Origin of the sequence: Actinomadura sp. NAK00032 (assembly GCF_013364275.1) — a bacterium.
Taxonomy (GTDB): domain Bacteria; phylum Actinomycetota; class Actinomycetes; order Streptosporangiales; family Streptosporangiaceae; genus Spirillospora.
In genome coordinates, this window is record NZ_CP054932.1 from 9,126,373 (window position 1) to 9,141,806 (window position 15,434).

The following is a 15,434-nucleotide window of genomic DNA, read 5'->3' on the forward strand; positions in this document are numbered from 1 at the left end:
TCACTTCTCGGATCACTTCTCGGCTTCGGGCCGGGTGTCGGCGTCGAACAGGAACGAGATGCGTTCCATGACCCGCTGCCGCTTGGTGTTGTGGAAGGCGGCGATGCGCCATTGGCCGTCGTCCTGGCGGATCAGCGTGTAGGTCTGCACCTTGGACAGCTCGCCGGGCTTCTTCGGCTCGCCCTTGTAGGTGTCGCCGCGGGTGGTGACGATCGCGGTGGTGGGCCCGTAGAAGCGGATTCCCAGGTAGGAGTCGGCCAGACGGGTGTCCTTGAGGAACCCGTCGAACAGGGCGCGGTGGCCTTCGACGATGTCGCGGCGGCCCTGGTAGTGGCTGCCCACGAACGTGGTGTAGGTGGCGTCCTCGGTGAAGGCCGCGCCGTAGGCGTCGGCGTCACCGCGGCCCCAGGCGTCGGTCATCGTGCTGAGCGTCGCGCAGACCTGCCGGTGCGCGTCGGCGGCGGGCGCGCCGGTCGGGGTGACGGCGGCGCAGTCGGGGTTGCCGGCCTGGCGCACGTCCGAGGTGCTGTTGAGCCACAGGTAGGCGCCTCCCGCGGCCAGCCCGGCCGACAGCGCGCCGATGCCCAGGATCCGCTTGACCAGCCGCCGCCTGGACCGCCGGGGCGCGGCCGGGACGTCGGTGACCTGCTCGGTGTCGATGGCGCTGGTGGAGTTGGTGGTGGTGTGGGTACCCACGGCGATGCCCTTCCCATGATAACTTCGTAGACGAAGTTTCTTCTTTGAAGATTTCTCTTCCTTGAGGAAGAGATTAGGGAAGGGAGGATCCCGTGTCAACACCCGAGGACGCGAGCCGGATCTACCGGCGCTACCTGAGCGCGGTCATGCTGCACGGGCACGCGGGCGCCAAGGCCTGCGACATGGGGGCGACCGACCTGTACGCCCTGAACGTGCTGGAGCTGTCGGGCGCCATGACCCCGGGGGAGCTGGGCGCGCGCACCGGGCTGACCACCGGGCCCACCACCCGCCTGATCGACCGCCTGGAACAGGCCGGCTACGTCCGCCGGCTGCCCTCCCCCGACGACCGCCGCAAGGTCATCGTCGAGCCGATCGCCCAGCCCGCCCGGCTCGACGAGGTCCTCGCCCCCGCGCGGCGGAAGATCGGCGAGATCATCGGCGGCTACCCGCCCGAGCAGCGCGCGGTGCTGTTCGACTACTTCGCCCGCGCCGCCCGCGCCTACCAGGACGCCGCCGAGGAGCTCGGCACGCCGACATGACCTCACCGACGACATGCGAAAGGGACGGGCCCGGCGATCCGGGCCCGTCCCTTTCGAGCGAACGTCAGCGGCGGTAGAGGTTCAGCTTCTCCTCGCCGATCCTCTCGCGGAGGATCGGGTCGTCCACGCCCTGGCCCTCCTTCTCGGCGCCGCACAGGACGGCGACCTTGCCGATGTGCTGGTTGGTCTGGACGGCGCGGGTCGCCTCCCCGGCCTCCTCCAGCGGGAACGACCTCGACAGCGTCGGGTGGATCATGCCGAGGCCGATCAGCCGGTTCATCTCGACGGCCTCGTGGTAGTTGAAGCCGTGCGAGCCGATGATGCTCTTCAGCCGCATCCACAGGAACCGGTTGTCGTACTCGTGCTTGTAGCCGGTGGACGAGCCGCAGGTGACGATCTTGCCGCCGCGCTTGGCGACGTAGACGGACGCGCCGAACGTCTCGCGGCCGAGGTACTCGAACACGATGCCGGGGTCCTCGCCGACGAGCCCGCGGATCGCCTCGCCGAGGACGCGGCCGGCCTTCGGGTGCCGCAGGCCCTGCTCGCCGAGGTTCAGCTCGTTGCGGTTGATGACGTGCTCGCAGCCCTGCGCCCGGACGATGTCGGCCTTCTCGTCCGACGACACGACGCCGACCGGGATGCCGCCGCCGTTCTTGACGAGCTGCGTCGCGAACGAGCCGAGCCCGCCGGTCGCGCCCCAGATCAGCACGACGTCGCCCTGCTTCATCCGGGCGCCGTGCGTGCCGACGAGCATCCGGTAGGCGGTGGCGGCGCACAGCGTGTTCGAGCCCGCCTCCTCCCAGGTGAGGTGCGCGGGCTTGCGGATCAGCTGGTTCGCCTTGACGACGCAGTACTCGCCGAGCGACCCGAAGTTCGTCTCGAAGCCCCAGGCGAGCTGGGTCTCCGACATCATGCCGTCGTCGTAGGAGCCGTGGTCCTCCTCGTCCACGTAGGACGGGGACAGCACGACCTTGTCGCCGACCTTCCAGTGCTTCACGCCCGCGCCGGTGCGGACGACGACGCCGGAGCCGTCCGAGCCGAGGATGTGGTACGGCAGGTCGTGCCGGGCGCCGTACCAGCCCTGCCGGCCGAACTTCTCCAGGAACGCGAACGTCGGCACCGGCTCGAAGATCGCCGACCAGACGGTGTTGAAGTTGATCGCGGCGGACATCACCGCGACCACGCACTCGTCGGGCGCCAGCTCGGGCATCTCGACCTCGCCGACGTGCAGCGAGCGGCGGACGTCCTTGTCGGTCTGGCCCTCGAAGATCCCCACCTCGTCCTTGCGGGTGAACGCGGCGCGGAACCGGGTCGGCAGGTCGATCTCCTGCAGCTCGGGGCCGCTCGCGCCGGAGCGGACGGCGTCGAGCAGGGCGTGGGACGAGCCGGACTGGGCCATGGGTGTCCTCCGTGGAACGACGGGGTTCAGGGGGGTGAGCCGGCCCTCAGCGGGCCGTTGTGGACGTGAGGACGGCGTCGCGCTCCCGCCGTCCGGCCAGCCTGCCCTCCAGGTGCGCGGCGAGAACCTCCACACCGGGCGGGTCCAGCAGGTTGAGGTGGTGCACCCCGGGGATCGTGACGATCTCCAGGTCGGAGCAGAGCCCGCCGAAACCGTTGGTCCCGTCGAGCACGTAGCGGGCATCCCGGACGGCCCAGGGGGTCTCCTCTGGCGCGTGGTACAGGATGACCCGGCCGTCGTACGGCTCGGGCTGGTACGCCTCCAGGGAGCGGGTGTCCTGGTGCGACGTGAGCTGGTGGGTGAGGGCCGCCGGGGGGATGTGGTCGACGAGCGGGGCCGCGCGCTCCATCACGAGCGCGAACTGGGCCTCCTCGTCCAGGCCGGACAGCTCCTCGTAGGTGAGGGTGACCTCCAGACCGTACGTCTCGTTGATGTAGTCGGCGAAGGCGGCGAAGCGGCGGGCGAGGGTGTCGGACTCGTCGTCCACCCGCAGCGGCAGGCCCGCGTCGAACAGCGCGACGAACTCGACCTCGCGTCCGGCCGCGGTGAGCTGCCGGGCCGTCTCGTAGGCGAGGACGCCGCCGAACGACCAGCCGCCGAGCCGGAACGCGCCCTCGGGCTGCGCTTCGAGGAGGTGCTGGACGTAGCGGGCGGCGCGCTCCTCGACGGACGGCGCGTCCTCGAACCGCTCCAGCCCGTACACCGGCTGGTCGTCGCCGAGCAGGTCGATGAGCTGGCGGTAGCAGGCGGTGGTGCCGCCCGCCGGGTGCGCGATGAAGATCGGCCGCCGGCCGCCCGAGGTCTTCAATGGCCGGACGGTCTGCCGCGCGGCCTCCTCGTCGGCGGCCCGGATGAACTCGGCGACGTTCTCGGCGGTCGGGACCTCGAACAGCTCGCCGCGCGTCACCTCGGCGCCGAGTTCGGCGGAGACGCGGGCCACGAGCTGGTCGGCCTGGTGGTCCCGGCCGCCGAGGTCGGCGAAGAAGTCGGCGGTGACGCCGACGCGGTCGAGGCCGAGGACGTCCTCGATGATGCGGACCGCGAGCCGCTCGGCGGCGTCGCGCGGCATGACGTAGCCGGACTCGGCGTTCGACACGGCGGTGGCGGGGGCCGGCGCGCCGCCGAGGCCCAGCTCGCCCGCCGCCCACTCCTCGAACACGTTGACGCTGGCGCCCTGGAGCAGCACCGACGCCGGGACGGTCAGCCCGAGGTCGTGCTCGACGCCGCTCTTGATCCGGACGGCGACGAGCGAGTCCAGGCCGAGGTCGGTCAGCGGGACGGCCGGGTCGAGGCGCTGCGGGTCGAACCCGAGGACGGCCGCGATCCGGTGCCTGACCTGCGCGGCGATCAGCGCGCGGGCGGTGGCGGGGTCGAGGTCCTTGAGCGCGTCGACGCCGGGCCAGTCGCCGACGGCATCGGCCCCGGCCTCGTCCGCCGCCGCCGTGAGCGCGGCGAAGTAGGGCATGTTGCGGATCTCGGGGAACAGCCCCACGGCCGTCGCCGGGTCGAAACGCAGCACGCCCGTCGCCGGGAGGTCGTGGACGAGCACCGCTTCGAGCGCCTCCGCCCCCTCCGCCGGGCTGATCGGGTCGATGACCGTGACCGCCGCGTCGGCGGCGCCGCCGACCTGCGACCAGGTGCCCCAGTTGACGGTGGTGCCGGGCAGCCCGTGGGCGCGCCGGTGGGCCATCAGCGCGTCGATCGCGGCGTTCGCGGCGGCGTAGGCGCCCTGGCCGGGCGAGCCGAGCAGCGCGGCGGCCGACGAGTGCATGACGAGCCAGTCGAGGTCGATGTCCCAGACCGCCTCGCTGAGCCGGCGCGCGCCCTCGACCTTCGCCGTCCACACCCTGTGGAGATCGTCCGGACCCAGGTCGGCGATCAGCCGGTCGTCGATGGCGCCCGCGCCGTGCACGATGCCGCACAGCCGCTTGCCGCCCTCCCGCGCGACCCTGACCAGGCGATCGGCGGTGCCGGGGGCCGCGATGTCGCCGAGCACGACGCCGACGTCCACGCCGTCCTCGCGCAGCCGCGCGATCACCTTCTCGGCGTCGGCGTCGGGCCCGCTCCGCCCGGACAGGACGATCCGCCCGGCGCCGCGCTCGGCCAGCAGCCGCGCGGTGACCAGGCCGATCCCGCCGTAGCCGCCGGTGATGATGTAGGCGCCGCCGCGCCGGACGATCCGCTTGCGCTTCGCCGGGGCGGCCGGAAGCGCGGCCTGCCCGAGGCGCGCCGCGTACCGGGTGCCGCCGCGCCAGGCGACCTCGCGGGCGTCGGCGGCGGCGAGCAGCTCCGCGACCAGGTCCTGGGGACGGTCGACGTCCACGTGGGTGGCGCGCTGGACGGTCCGCTCGAACGCCAGGACGCGGGTGATCGCGCTGATGAAGCCGTGGCCGGGCAGCCCCTCCTCGTCGTGCAAGGGGAGGGCGTTGCGGGTCGCGACGTAGAGGCGCGGGCCGTCCGGCAGCGAGCGGCTCACCCCGACGGTGGCGAGCACCAGGTCCTCATCGAGCAGGTCGGCGGACGGGACGAGCACGACGCCCTCGACCGGCTCCGCCATGGCGGGGTGGTCGTCCGGCGGGCGGTTCGTCACGCGGTGCCGGATGACCCGCTTGCCGCGCTCCTCCAGGCCGGTGGCCGTCGCGGCGGCGAGCGCGTCGTCCTCGTCGGACAGCACCAGCCAGGTGCCGCCGCCCGCCGCCTCGGCGTCGCCGGGCAGGGGCGACTCGTCCCAGACCAGTTCGACCAGCTTGTGTTCGAGCGGCACCGGGACGTCGGCGCGGTCGACGCGGCGCAGGGCGATGCCGGTCGCCTCGGCGAGCAGGTCGCCGTCCGCCGACAGGAGCCTGACCGAGCCGGTCACGCCCTCCTCGTCGCGGACGACGCTCGCCCGCACGTGGCCGCCGCGGTGCGTCGGACCGTGCACGCGGAGGCTGCCGATCGTCTCGGCCAGCCAGACGCCGCCGCCGCCGTTCGCGGCCTCGTCCGACAGGACGGACAGGCAGCGGTCGAAGACCTCGGGGTGCAGCCGGTAGTGGCGGCTGCCGCGCTCGGCGCCCGCGACCTCGGTGGCCGGGCCCGGCTCGGGCGCCCGGGGGGCGCGGCGGTCGTCGCCGACGTCCGCGCTGGCCAGCCGCGCCCAGGTGCCAGCCGGCGTCAGCGCGTGGATCTCCACCCGCTGCTCGTCCTCGGTGAACGTGGTGGTGACGGTGGTGTGGTCGGCGAGCGCGAGCGGTCGCTCCATCCACAGGCTGTTGACGCGGACGTCCTCGGTGCCGAGCGCCGTCGCGCCGGCGGCGAGCGCCATCTCCGCGAACGCGGCGACCGGCAGCGCGGGCAGGCCGTGGACGGCGAGGCCGCCCAGCCAGGGCTGCGCGGCGGTGCCGACGTCGGCGCGCCAGGCGTGCCGGTCCTCACCGGGCAGTTCGACGTGCGCGCCGAGCAGCGGGTGCTCGTCGCTCCCGCCGGACGCGCGGGACGACAGGTCGACCCAGTGCCGCTCGTGCCGCCACGGCGACTGCGGAACGTCGACCACGCGCCCGTCCGAGGGGACGGCGGTCTTGAGGCCGTGGGCGGCGAGGGTCGCGAGCTGCGCGTGGAAGGTCAGCGTGTCGTCGGTCTCCTCGCCCTTGCGCGCGCGCTTGAGCGTGTGGGTGACGAGCGCGCCCGTCCCCTCCAGGGTCTCGCCGACCGCGTGGGCGAGGATGGGGTGCGCGTTGACCTCGACGAACGTCCGGAAGCCGTCCTCGGCGGCGGCGGACACGGCGTCGGTGAGCCGCACCGCGTTGCGCAGGTTCGCGGCCCAGTGGTCGACGCCGAGCGCCGCGTCGGAGCCGAGGTGGGCGCGCGGGTCGTCGAGGGCGGTGGTGTAGAGCTTGATGCCGTCGGCGAGGGGGGTGCCGCGCTCCGCGCCGACGTCGGCGAGGAGTTCGCGCAGCTCGGGCAGCAGCGGGTCGACCTGCGGGGAGTGCCCCGCGCCCTCGGCCTGCACCATCCGGGCGAGCCGCCCCTCGGCCTCGGCGCGCTTCACGACCTCGGCGACCTGGCCGGCGTCACCGGTCACGACGGTCTGCTTCGGGGACGAGTGGACGGCCGCGTACACCTCGGGCAGGCCGTCCGCGAGCCGCGCGACCTCCTCGGCGGACGCGCCGAGCACCGCCATCGCGCCGCCGCCGACGAGCCGCGTCAGCAGGCGGGACCGACGGCAGATGACGCGGACGCCGTCCTCGGGCGTGAGCGCCCCGGCGACGACGGCCGCCGCGACCTCGCCCATCGAGTGGCCGACGACCGCGCCCGGCGTGACGCCGTACGCCTTCCACATGCGGGCCAGGCCGATCTGGATGGCGAACAGCACCGGCATGGTGTCGGCCGGGCCGTCCGGCTTGCGGCCCTCTTCGAGCAGCGACCACAGGTCGGGGCCGCCTTCCTCTGCGAAGAGGCCGTCGAGGTCGTCGATCGCCTCGGCGAACGCGGGCTCCTCCTCAAGGAGCCGCTGCGCCATGCCCGCGCGCTGCGCGCCGTACCCGGAGAAGACCCACACCGGACGGCCGGGCACACCGAGCGCTGAGCCCGTGACGACACCGGGGTGGGGACGTCCCTCAGCAAGGGCGGTCAGCCCTTCGACGAACCCGGCGCGGTCCCTGGCGGAGACGGCGGCGCGGGCCCGGCCACGGCCGGCGCGCCGGTGCAAGGTGCGGGCGACGTCGGCGAGCTTCACGTCGTCGCGAGCAGGGAGCCACTCGGCGAGAAGGGCCGCGTGGTCGCGGACGCGGTCGTCGCTCGTGTCCGACAGCGGGAACGTACGGACAACGGCCGGCTGGACGGTCGTCTCCTGCGCGGGAGCCTCTTCCAGGACGACGTGCGCGTTCGTCCCGCCGAAGCCGAAACCGGACACGCCCGCCCGCGCGGGGTGGCCCCTGTCGGGCCACGGCGTCTCGTCAGCGACGACGGAGAGGCGCAGTTCGTCGAACGGGATGTGCGGGTTGGGCTCCTTGTAGTGCGCGCTGGCCGGGATGACCCGGTGGTGCAGCGCGAGGACGGCCTTGATGAGCCCGGCGATGCCCGCCGCCGACTCCATGTGGCCGAGGTTCGACTTCGCGGAGCCGAGCAGCAGCGGCGCGGCGGCGTCGCGTCCCGCGCCGAGGACCTCGCCGACCGCCTTCGCCTCGATCGGGTCGCCGAGGAACGTGCCCGTCCCGTGCGCCTCGACGTAGTCGACCTCGCGCGTGTCGATGCCCGCGCTCGCGTAGACGTCGCGGAGCAGGGCGCGCTGCGCGTCGGAGTTCGGCGCGACGAGGCCGTTCGAGCGGCCGTCGGAGTTGACGCCGGAACCGCGCACGACGGCGAGGATCCGGTCGCCGTCGCGCTGCGCGTCCGACAGCCGCTTCAGCACGACGGCGCCGCAGCCCTCCGCGCGGACCATGCCGTCGGCGGACGCGTCGAACGCCTTGCAGTGCCCGTCCGCCGCCGTCCCGCCGGCGAGGTCGAACGTCATCGTGACGGTCGGCGACAGCAGCAGGTTCACCCCGCCCGCGAGCGCCACGTCGGCCTCGCCGCTGCGCAGCGCCTGGACGGCGAGGTGGGTGGAGACCAGCGACGACGAGCACGCCGTGTCGACGATCATGCTGGGGCCGCGCAGGTCGAGCAGGTACGACAGCCGGTTCGCGATGATGCTGAGCGCGGCGCCGGTCGCGGTGAACGGCTCCAGCGACGCCAGGTCGGAGGCGGTGAACGCCGCGTACTCCGGCGCCGACACCCCGACGAACACGCCGGTGCGGCTGCCGCGCAGCGACGCCGGGCCGATGCCCGCGTGCTCGAACGCCTCCCACGCCACTTCGAGGACGAGCCGCTGCTGCGGGTCCATGACGGCGGCCTCGCGGGGCGTGATGCCGAAGAACTGCGCGTCGAACCCGGCGAGGTCGTCGAGGAACCCGCCGAGCCGCGTCGTCCTGCCGAGGAGGTCGCCGACCTCGGGGGAGCCGTCGTCGAACGGGTCCCAGCGGCCGTCCGGCACCTCGCGGACCGCGTCGCCGCGCCCGGTCAGGAAGCGCCAGTAGTCGGCGGGGCCGGTCAGGTCGCGGTCGCCGCCGGGGAAGCGGCAGCCGATGCCGACGACGGCGATCGGCTCGTCGCTCGCGGTCTCCCGGACGGGCGCCGGCGCCGGCGCGGCGGCCTCGGCGGGGGCGCCGCCGCCCGCCAGCGCGACGGAGAGCTTGTTGATCGTGGGGTGCTCCCAGACGAGGGTCGCCGGCAGGGACCGGCCCAGCATCTGCTCCAGCTCGCCGGCGATCGCGACCGCGTCCCGGGACGCCAGTCCGAACTCCTCCAGCGGGCGGTCGGGGTCGATGTCGGCGGCGGTGGTCCGGGAGCGGCGCGCGATCTGCTCGATCAGATGCCGGCGAACCGAATCCTCAGTGATCCGAGTCTCGTCCTGCGGGGTCTCCCGCGCGGCTCCGGAACGATCGTTGCTCTGCATGCGGTGGGGTCCCCCCATGAAACCGGGATCGTTCATCGAAGCGGAGGGACCACTTTGTCCCACACTGACCGGCTCACGATGCGCACCCAGACCACTTTTCTCACCGACGTCTTGTCACGGTGATGACAAGACTCGGCAGTAACCAATGTGGCCTGATGGGATAGTTGAGATCGCCCGGTAGATGTCAGGGCTGAGTAACGGAGCGCCAACCAATAGTAACAATAGCGACGACTGCTTTTAGGGGGAAGCGGCGGATTTCCCGGCGGTCCGGGGACCCCCGCCGTACGGACTCTTGACCCGGGGCCGGTACCGATGGGCGCTGGCGGTGGTGGCCGTCAGCGCGTTCATGACCACCATGGACAACACGGTGGTCTTCACGGCGCTGCCCACCATCATGGACGACCTCGACATGTCGTCCTCGGCCAAGGACTGGGTCGCCACCGGGTACATCCTGATGTTCTCCTGCCTGATGATCACGGGCGGGCGGCTCACCGACGTCTTCGGCTGCCGGCTGACGTTCACCACCGGCATGGTCGTGTTCACCGCCGCGTCCGCCGTGTGCGGCCTGGCGCAGACGTCCGAGGTGCTGATCCTCGCCCGCATCGTGCAGGGCGCCGGGGCCGCGCTCGCGCTGCCCGCCACGCAGGTCATGGTCACCGTCGGGCGTACCGACAAGCAGCGCTCGATCGGCAACATCATCTTCATCGGCGCCGCGTCCGGCGCCACCGCGCTCGGCCCCACCATCGGCGGGATCATCGTCCAGCACTGGCACTGGGGCTGGATCTTCCTGATCAACATCGTGCCCGGCATCCTGGTGATCCTGCTCGGCCTCGTCACCCTCACCGGCAAGGGCGAGAACACGCACTCCCGGATCGACCTGCCCGGCGTGCTGATCTCCGCGACGATGCTGTTCGCCTTCATCTACGCGCTGGAGGTCGGCAACAAGCGCGGCTGGGGCGACCCGTCCGTGCTCAGCGTCTTCGCCCTCGGCGTGATCGCGCTGGTCTGCTTCGTCGTGGTGGAGAACTGGGCCCCCGACCCGATGATCGACCTGCGGTTCTTCCGCAACCGGGTGTTCACCGGCGGGCTGCTGTCGCAGATGCTCTACGGCATCGGCTTCAACGGCATGATGTTCTACTCGCAGCCGTTCCTGCAGCGCTTCCTCGGCTTCTCGCCGCCCGAGGCGGGCCTGGTCATGCTGCCGCCCGCCATCGCGATCATCCTGCTGACCCCGCTGGCGTTCCTGATGGCCGCCAAGGTCGGCCCGCGCCCGGCGATCGGCGTCGGGATGGCCCTGATGGGCCTCGGCATGGTGCTGTTCTCCATGCTCCGGGTCGGCGACGGCTACGCCGACCTGATGCCCGGCGTCATGCTCGTCGGCGTCGGCGCCGCGCTCGGCATGCCGCTGGTGATGTACGTGCTCAAGGCCGTCCCGGAGAAGCGGGCCGGGGTCGCGAGCGGCGTCATCAACGTGATCCGCGAGGCGTCCGGCGCGTTCGGCATCGCGATCGTCGGGCTGCTCGTCCACCACGTCCCGGACCCGGGCGCGAGCGCCGCCGAGCTGGAGACGTTCCGCGCGGGCACCTCCTCCGGGCTCATCCTCGGCGCCGTGCTCGTCCTCATCGGCGGCCTGATCAGCGGGATCACGCTGCCCAGCCGGCACGGCTGGCTCGGCCCGAAGCACGGCAAGACCTCGCCGGTCATCCCCGACACCCCGAAGTTCGACCCGTCCGCGACGCCGCGCGACCCGATCCCGGCCCTGGTCGGGCCCGCGCCCGACCCGCCCGACCCGCTCGCGGCGCCCCTCGCCGAGCCCCTCGCGGAGCCCGTGGCCGTCGCGACCGCCGCGCCGCCCGGCGCGCCCCTCCCGCTACCCCTCACCTGGGAGGACGACCCCATGCCGGACGATCCCATGCCGGACGATCCCGTCCCCGCCCCCACCCCGACGCCCGGCCCCCACTGGTGGACCGACGCCGCCTCCGAGCCCCTCGGCGACGCCCGGGAGGACGACCGGCCCGACATTCCGACGCCCTGGCCCGCACCGCCCGGCGAGGCCCCGCCGGCCGCCGCGACGCCGCCCCCCTCTCCCGTCCCGCCGCCCGCGTCCGCCGCGGCGGCGAACGCGTGGGAGGACTGGCCGGGCGGGGAGGCCGCCCGTCCCACCGCCCCCATCCCGGCGGTCCCGCCGCAGGCCGGCGAGGGGGCGTCCGCGTCCGCCGACCTCGGCGCGGCACCGGCGGTGTGGCGGGTGCGCGGCGGCGGCCCGGCCGAGCCCGCCGCCGAAACCGGCGAAACCGCCGAGGCCGTGGACGCCGAGGAGCGCCCGGCGCCGCCCGAGGGCTGGTACGAACCGTACGTCCCGGAGGAGGAGGGCCCGGCGGAGGATCCGCAGGCCGTCCCGCGCAGCGACGCCTGGTAGGAGGCACCGTGAGCAGAATCGTGATCTTCGCGGCCGGGTCGCGCGGGGACATCCAGCCGTGCGTCGCGCTCGGCCGGGCGCTGCGGGCGCGCGGCGACGAGGTGCGGCTCGTGGCGAGCGCGCGGTACGCCCCGATGGCCGTCGCGGCGGGCCTGGAACTCGCGCCGCTGACCGCCGATCCGACCGAGATCCTGGAATCGGACGCCGGCCAGGAACTGCTCGCCGGCGGCCGGAATCCGGTGAAGTTCCTCGGCGGGTTCCGGCGCATCCTCGGCCCGATGGCGGAACGGCTGCTGGCCGAGTGTTCGGACGCCTGTAAGGACGCGGACCTCATCCTCGGGCCCACTCTCGGATTCCTTCCCCGCCATATCGGCGAGCATCTCGGCGTGCCATGGGCGCTGATTCATTTCCAGCCGAGCGAACCGACCGGCGCGTTCCCGCATCCGTTCGTGCCGCAGGCGCGAATGCTCGGGCCGTGGGGGCGGCGCGCGAGTTTCCGGGCGGTCGACGAGATCGCCTGGCAGCTGTCGCGGCCGTTCATCAACCCGTGGCGGGACGCCTCGCTCGGCCTGCCGAGGCTGCCGCTGCGCGGGCGGCGCCCGGACGGCCCGGTGCTGGCGTGCTTCAGCCCGGCGGTCGTGCCGCGGCCCGCCGACTGGGGCCCCGGCGTGCACCTCACCGGGTACTGGTTCCTCGACGAGCCCGAGTGGGAGCCGCCGGCGGAGCTGGCGGAGTTCCTCGCGGCCGGCCCGGCGCCCGTCTACGCCGGGTTCGGGAGCATGGTGCCGAAGGACGCCGCGATGACCGACCTGACCGTGCGGACGGCACTGAAGCTCGCCGGGGTGCGCGGCATCGTGCAGGGCGACCCGGCCAGTTCGGACGAGCACGTCCTGGCCGTCCGGGACGTCCCGCACGCGTGGCTGTTCCCGCGCATGGCGGCGGTCGTGCACCACGGCGGCGCCGGGACGACCGCGGCGGGGCTGCGGGCCGGCGTGCCGACCGTGGTGTGCCCGTTCTTCGGCGACCAGCCCTACTGGGGCGAGCGCGTCGCCGCGCTCGGCGCCGGGCCCCGGCCGCTGCCGTTCCGGGCGATGACGGTGCCGCGGCTCGCGGCCAAGATCCGCCGGGCCGTCCAGGACCCGGACATCGCCGACCGCGCGGACGACCTCGGGCGGCGCATCCGCGCCGAGGACGGCGTCGGCCGCGCCCGCGAGATCATCGACACGCTGCTGCGCTGAGCCCTGGCCCACTGTTTCAGCGGTCGTCGGCGGTGTCGCTCCAGCGCCAGCCCGACCCGTCCGGGGCGGGAGCGATCGCGCGCCTCGCGCGCGGCCGGTAGGGCGGCCTCGGCTGCGGCGGGCCGTCCGCCCAGGGCCGCCACGGCGCCCCGTTCGGCACGGGCGCCGGTGCGGGTGCGGGCGCGGGTACGGATGCGGGTGCGGGTGCGGGTGCGGGTTCGGCCTTCGCCTCCGCCCAGTTCATGGCGTAGGGGAAGGGCTGCTCGTCCGGCATGCGGGGCGGCGCGGCGGTCGCGCCCACCGGCACGGCGGCGGTGTGCTCGCGCAGGTCCATGCGGGCGTGCAGCCCGGCGAGGAACGGCGGCAGCCACCAGTTCGCCGCGCCCATGAACCGCATCGTCGCCGGGACGAGCAGCGACCGGACGAGCGCCGCGTCCACCACGACCGCGACGAACATGCCGACGCCGATCAGCTTCACGACCGTGATGCCCGCCATGCTGAACGCGGCGACCACGACCAGGAACAGCAGCGCGGCGCTGGTGATGATGCCGCCGGTGTGCTGCATGCCGGACGCGACGGCGACGCGGTTGTCGTGCGTGAGGTCCCATTCCTCGCGGATGCGGCTGAGCAGGAAGACCTCGTAGTCCATCGACAGGCCGAACACGACCGCGAGGATGAGGATCATGCTGGTGGCCTCGACGCCGCCCGTCGGGGTGAAGTCCAGGACGCCGGCGAGATGCCCGTACTGGAAGCCCCACACGATCGCGCCGAACGAGGCGCCGATCGACAGGACGTTCATCACGATCGCCTTCAGCGGCAGCACGATCGACCCGAAGAACATGAAGAGCAGGATGAACGTGGCGACCCCGACGAACAGCGCCATCTTCGGCAGCGTGCGCATCAGGCTCGACATCAGGTCCATCTGCGAGGCAGTGCTGCCGCCGACGTCGATGTGCATCGGGTAGCCGTCCTTGGACAGGCTCATCGCACGGATGTCCTTGACGAGGTCCTGGGCGTGCTGGTCCATCGGCTCGTACTTGTGCGTGACGGAGATGCGCACACCGCCGTACGCGCCCGAGTAGCCGGTGAACTGGGCCTCGGTGACGCCGGGGAGCTTGCCCAGGCTCTGCCGGAACTCCTCCAGGTAGGGCGGGATGGGGTCGCCCTTCTTGGCGGGCTTCCAGTCGCGCGGGATGAGGTCGCCGGAGACGACCACGTCGATCGGCTCGGCCGACCCGTTCGGGAACTGCCGCTTGACCGTCTCGACGACGGCGCGGGTGGGGCTGTCCTTGGGCAGGACGCGCGCGTCCACGCTGCCGAACTGGACGTTCAGGAACGGCACGAACATCACGCCGAGTATGACGAGCACGACCGCGAAGTACGGCAGCGGATGCTTCATCACGCTGTGGCCCAGGCGGTACCAGAAGCCGCTCTCCGGGTCGCGCTGCGCGCGCTTGGCCGTGGGCCGCCGCCACGGCATCCGCCCGCCTTCGACACGCGTCCCCAGGAGTGCCAGGAGCGTCGGGAGGAGGACCGTGGCGCCGAATACGGCGACCATGACGGTGGCTATGCCGGCGAGGCCGATCGTCCGGAGGAACATCTGCGGGAAGAGCAGCAGGCCCGCGAGCGCAGCCGACACGGTGATGCCGCTGACCATGATGGTGCGGCCGGCGGTCGCCATGGTGGCGGCCAAGGCCGACTCCCGGATCGGCTTCAGTTCCGCCTTGTAGGCCGTCTTCACGGCCTTGCGCGCGGCCTTGTCCCGCTCCCGCTTCCACGGCTTGCCCGGAGGCAGCCCTTGCGCGGACATGCCTCTCTCGAGTTCCTCACGGAACCGGCTGATGATGAACAGCGAGTAGTCGATCGACAGGCCGACGCCCATCATCGTCACGACTTCCAGGGCGAACGACGTCACGTCCGCCGCGTACGTCACCACATGCAGGACGGCCAGGCCGCCGACGGTCGAGAAGACCGCGATGACGATCGGCTGGAGCGCGGCGACGAGGGCGCCGAACAGGATCATCAGCAGGATCAGCAGCGGCAGCGCCGTGATCATCTCGGCCCGGACGATGTCGGTGACGACCTGCTGGCCGAACTCCTCGCCGAGCGGGATGCTGCCGCCGAGCTGGACGTCCAGCCCCGGCGCCGCCGCCAGCCGGTCCTTGACCGCGTGGTAGTTCTCCGACTTCACGGCGCCGGTCTTGCCGCGGATCTTCACCGCGACGAACGTCGAGCGCCGGTCGTGGGACGCGAAGGACTTCGCCGCGTCGCCGTCGAACGACCAGTAGGAGATGATCTCCTCGACGTTCGCCTTCGGCAGCCGCGCCACCGTGCCGATGACGCTCGCCTCGTAGCGCGGGTCGTCCACCGTCATCGTGTCGCTCGTGTAGAGCACGAGCACGTCGGGGTTGGTGCTGCCGAAGTAGGTCGCGCCGAGCTTGGCGACGAGCGTCGAGGACGCGTCCGGGTCCTCGAAGCCGCCCTCCTTGAACTTGGCGAACACGCCGAGGCCCCAGCCGCCCGCGACCACGGTCGTCACCAGGATCAGCACGAGGCTGGTCCACCGTCGCCGGTGGATGAGCCGCCCCAGCCCCGAAAGCATGATCCTCCT

7 protein-coding genes are annotated in these 15,434 nt (G+C 73.0%); 3 read left to right on the forward strand and 4 right to left on the reverse strand.

The genetic code is table 11. From position 1 onward, the window contains the following. Nucleotides 1–12 precede the first annotated feature (12 nt). Complete coding sequence (locus HUT06_RS42180; protein WP_217711663.1) at nucleotides 13–696, reverse strand: SgcJ/EcaC family oxidoreductase; 684 nt, start codon at nucleotides 694–696, stop codon at nucleotides 13–15. 92 nt (nucleotides 697–788) lie between these two features. On the opposite strand from HUT06_RS42180, the gene HUT06_RS42185 reads away from it, so the two are divergent. Continuing rightward, the gene (locus HUT06_RS42185) at nucleotides 789–1,235 is read left to right on the forward strand and encodes a MarR family winged helix-turn-helix transcriptional regulator (protein ID WP_254715682.1); all 447 of its coding nucleotides are present in this window, start codon (nucleotides 789–791) and stop codon (nucleotides 1,233–1,235) included. Between the two features lie 64 nt (nucleotides 1,236–1,299). Here HUT06_RS42185 and ccrA read toward each other — a convergent pair whose 3' ends face one another. Together ccrA and HUT06_RS42195 are read right to left on the reverse strand one after the other, a co-directional pair. After that, nucleotides 1,300–2,634 carry a crotonyl-CoA carboxylase/reductase gene (gene ccrA / locus HUT06_RS42190; RefSeq protein ID WP_176200811.1) on the reverse strand — a complete coding sequence of 445 codons (1,335 nt, stop codon included), beginning with the start codon at nucleotides 2,632–2,634 and terminating at the stop codon, nucleotides 1,300–1,302. Nucleotides 2,635–2,680: 46 nt separating this feature from the next. Further along, a complete protein-coding gene (locus HUT06_RS42195; protein WP_176200812.1) occupies nucleotides 2,681–9,166 on the reverse strand; it encodes a type I polyketide synthase in 6,486 nt (2,161 codons plus the stop codon). Between the two features lie 292 nt (nucleotides 9,167–9,458). On the opposite strand from HUT06_RS42195, the gene HUT06_RS45465 reads away from it, so the two are divergent. Together HUT06_RS45465 and HUT06_RS42205 are read left to right on the forward strand one after the other, a co-directional pair. After that, the gene (locus HUT06_RS45465; RefSeq protein ID WP_176200813.1) at nucleotides 9,459–11,585 is read left to right on the forward strand and encodes an MFS transporter; all 2,127 of its coding nucleotides are present in this window, start codon (nucleotides 9,459–9,461) and stop codon (nucleotides 11,583–11,585) included. A gap of 8 nt (nucleotides 11,586–11,593) precedes the next feature. Beyond that, nucleotides 11,594–12,823: a glycosyltransferase gene (locus HUT06_RS42205; protein ID WP_176200814.1), complete on the forward strand. Its 1,230-nt coding sequence runs from the start codon at nucleotides 11,594–11,596 to the stop codon at nucleotides 12,821–12,823. 16 nt (nucleotides 12,824–12,839) lie between these two features. Here HUT06_RS42205 and HUT06_RS42210 read toward each other — a convergent pair whose 3' ends face one another. Then, complete coding sequence (locus HUT06_RS42210) at nucleotides 12,840–15,425, reverse strand: MMPL family transporter (RefSeq protein WP_176200815.1); 2,586 nt, start codon at nucleotides 15,423–15,425, stop codon at nucleotides 12,840–12,842. Nucleotides 15,426–15,434 lie beyond the last annotated feature (9 nt).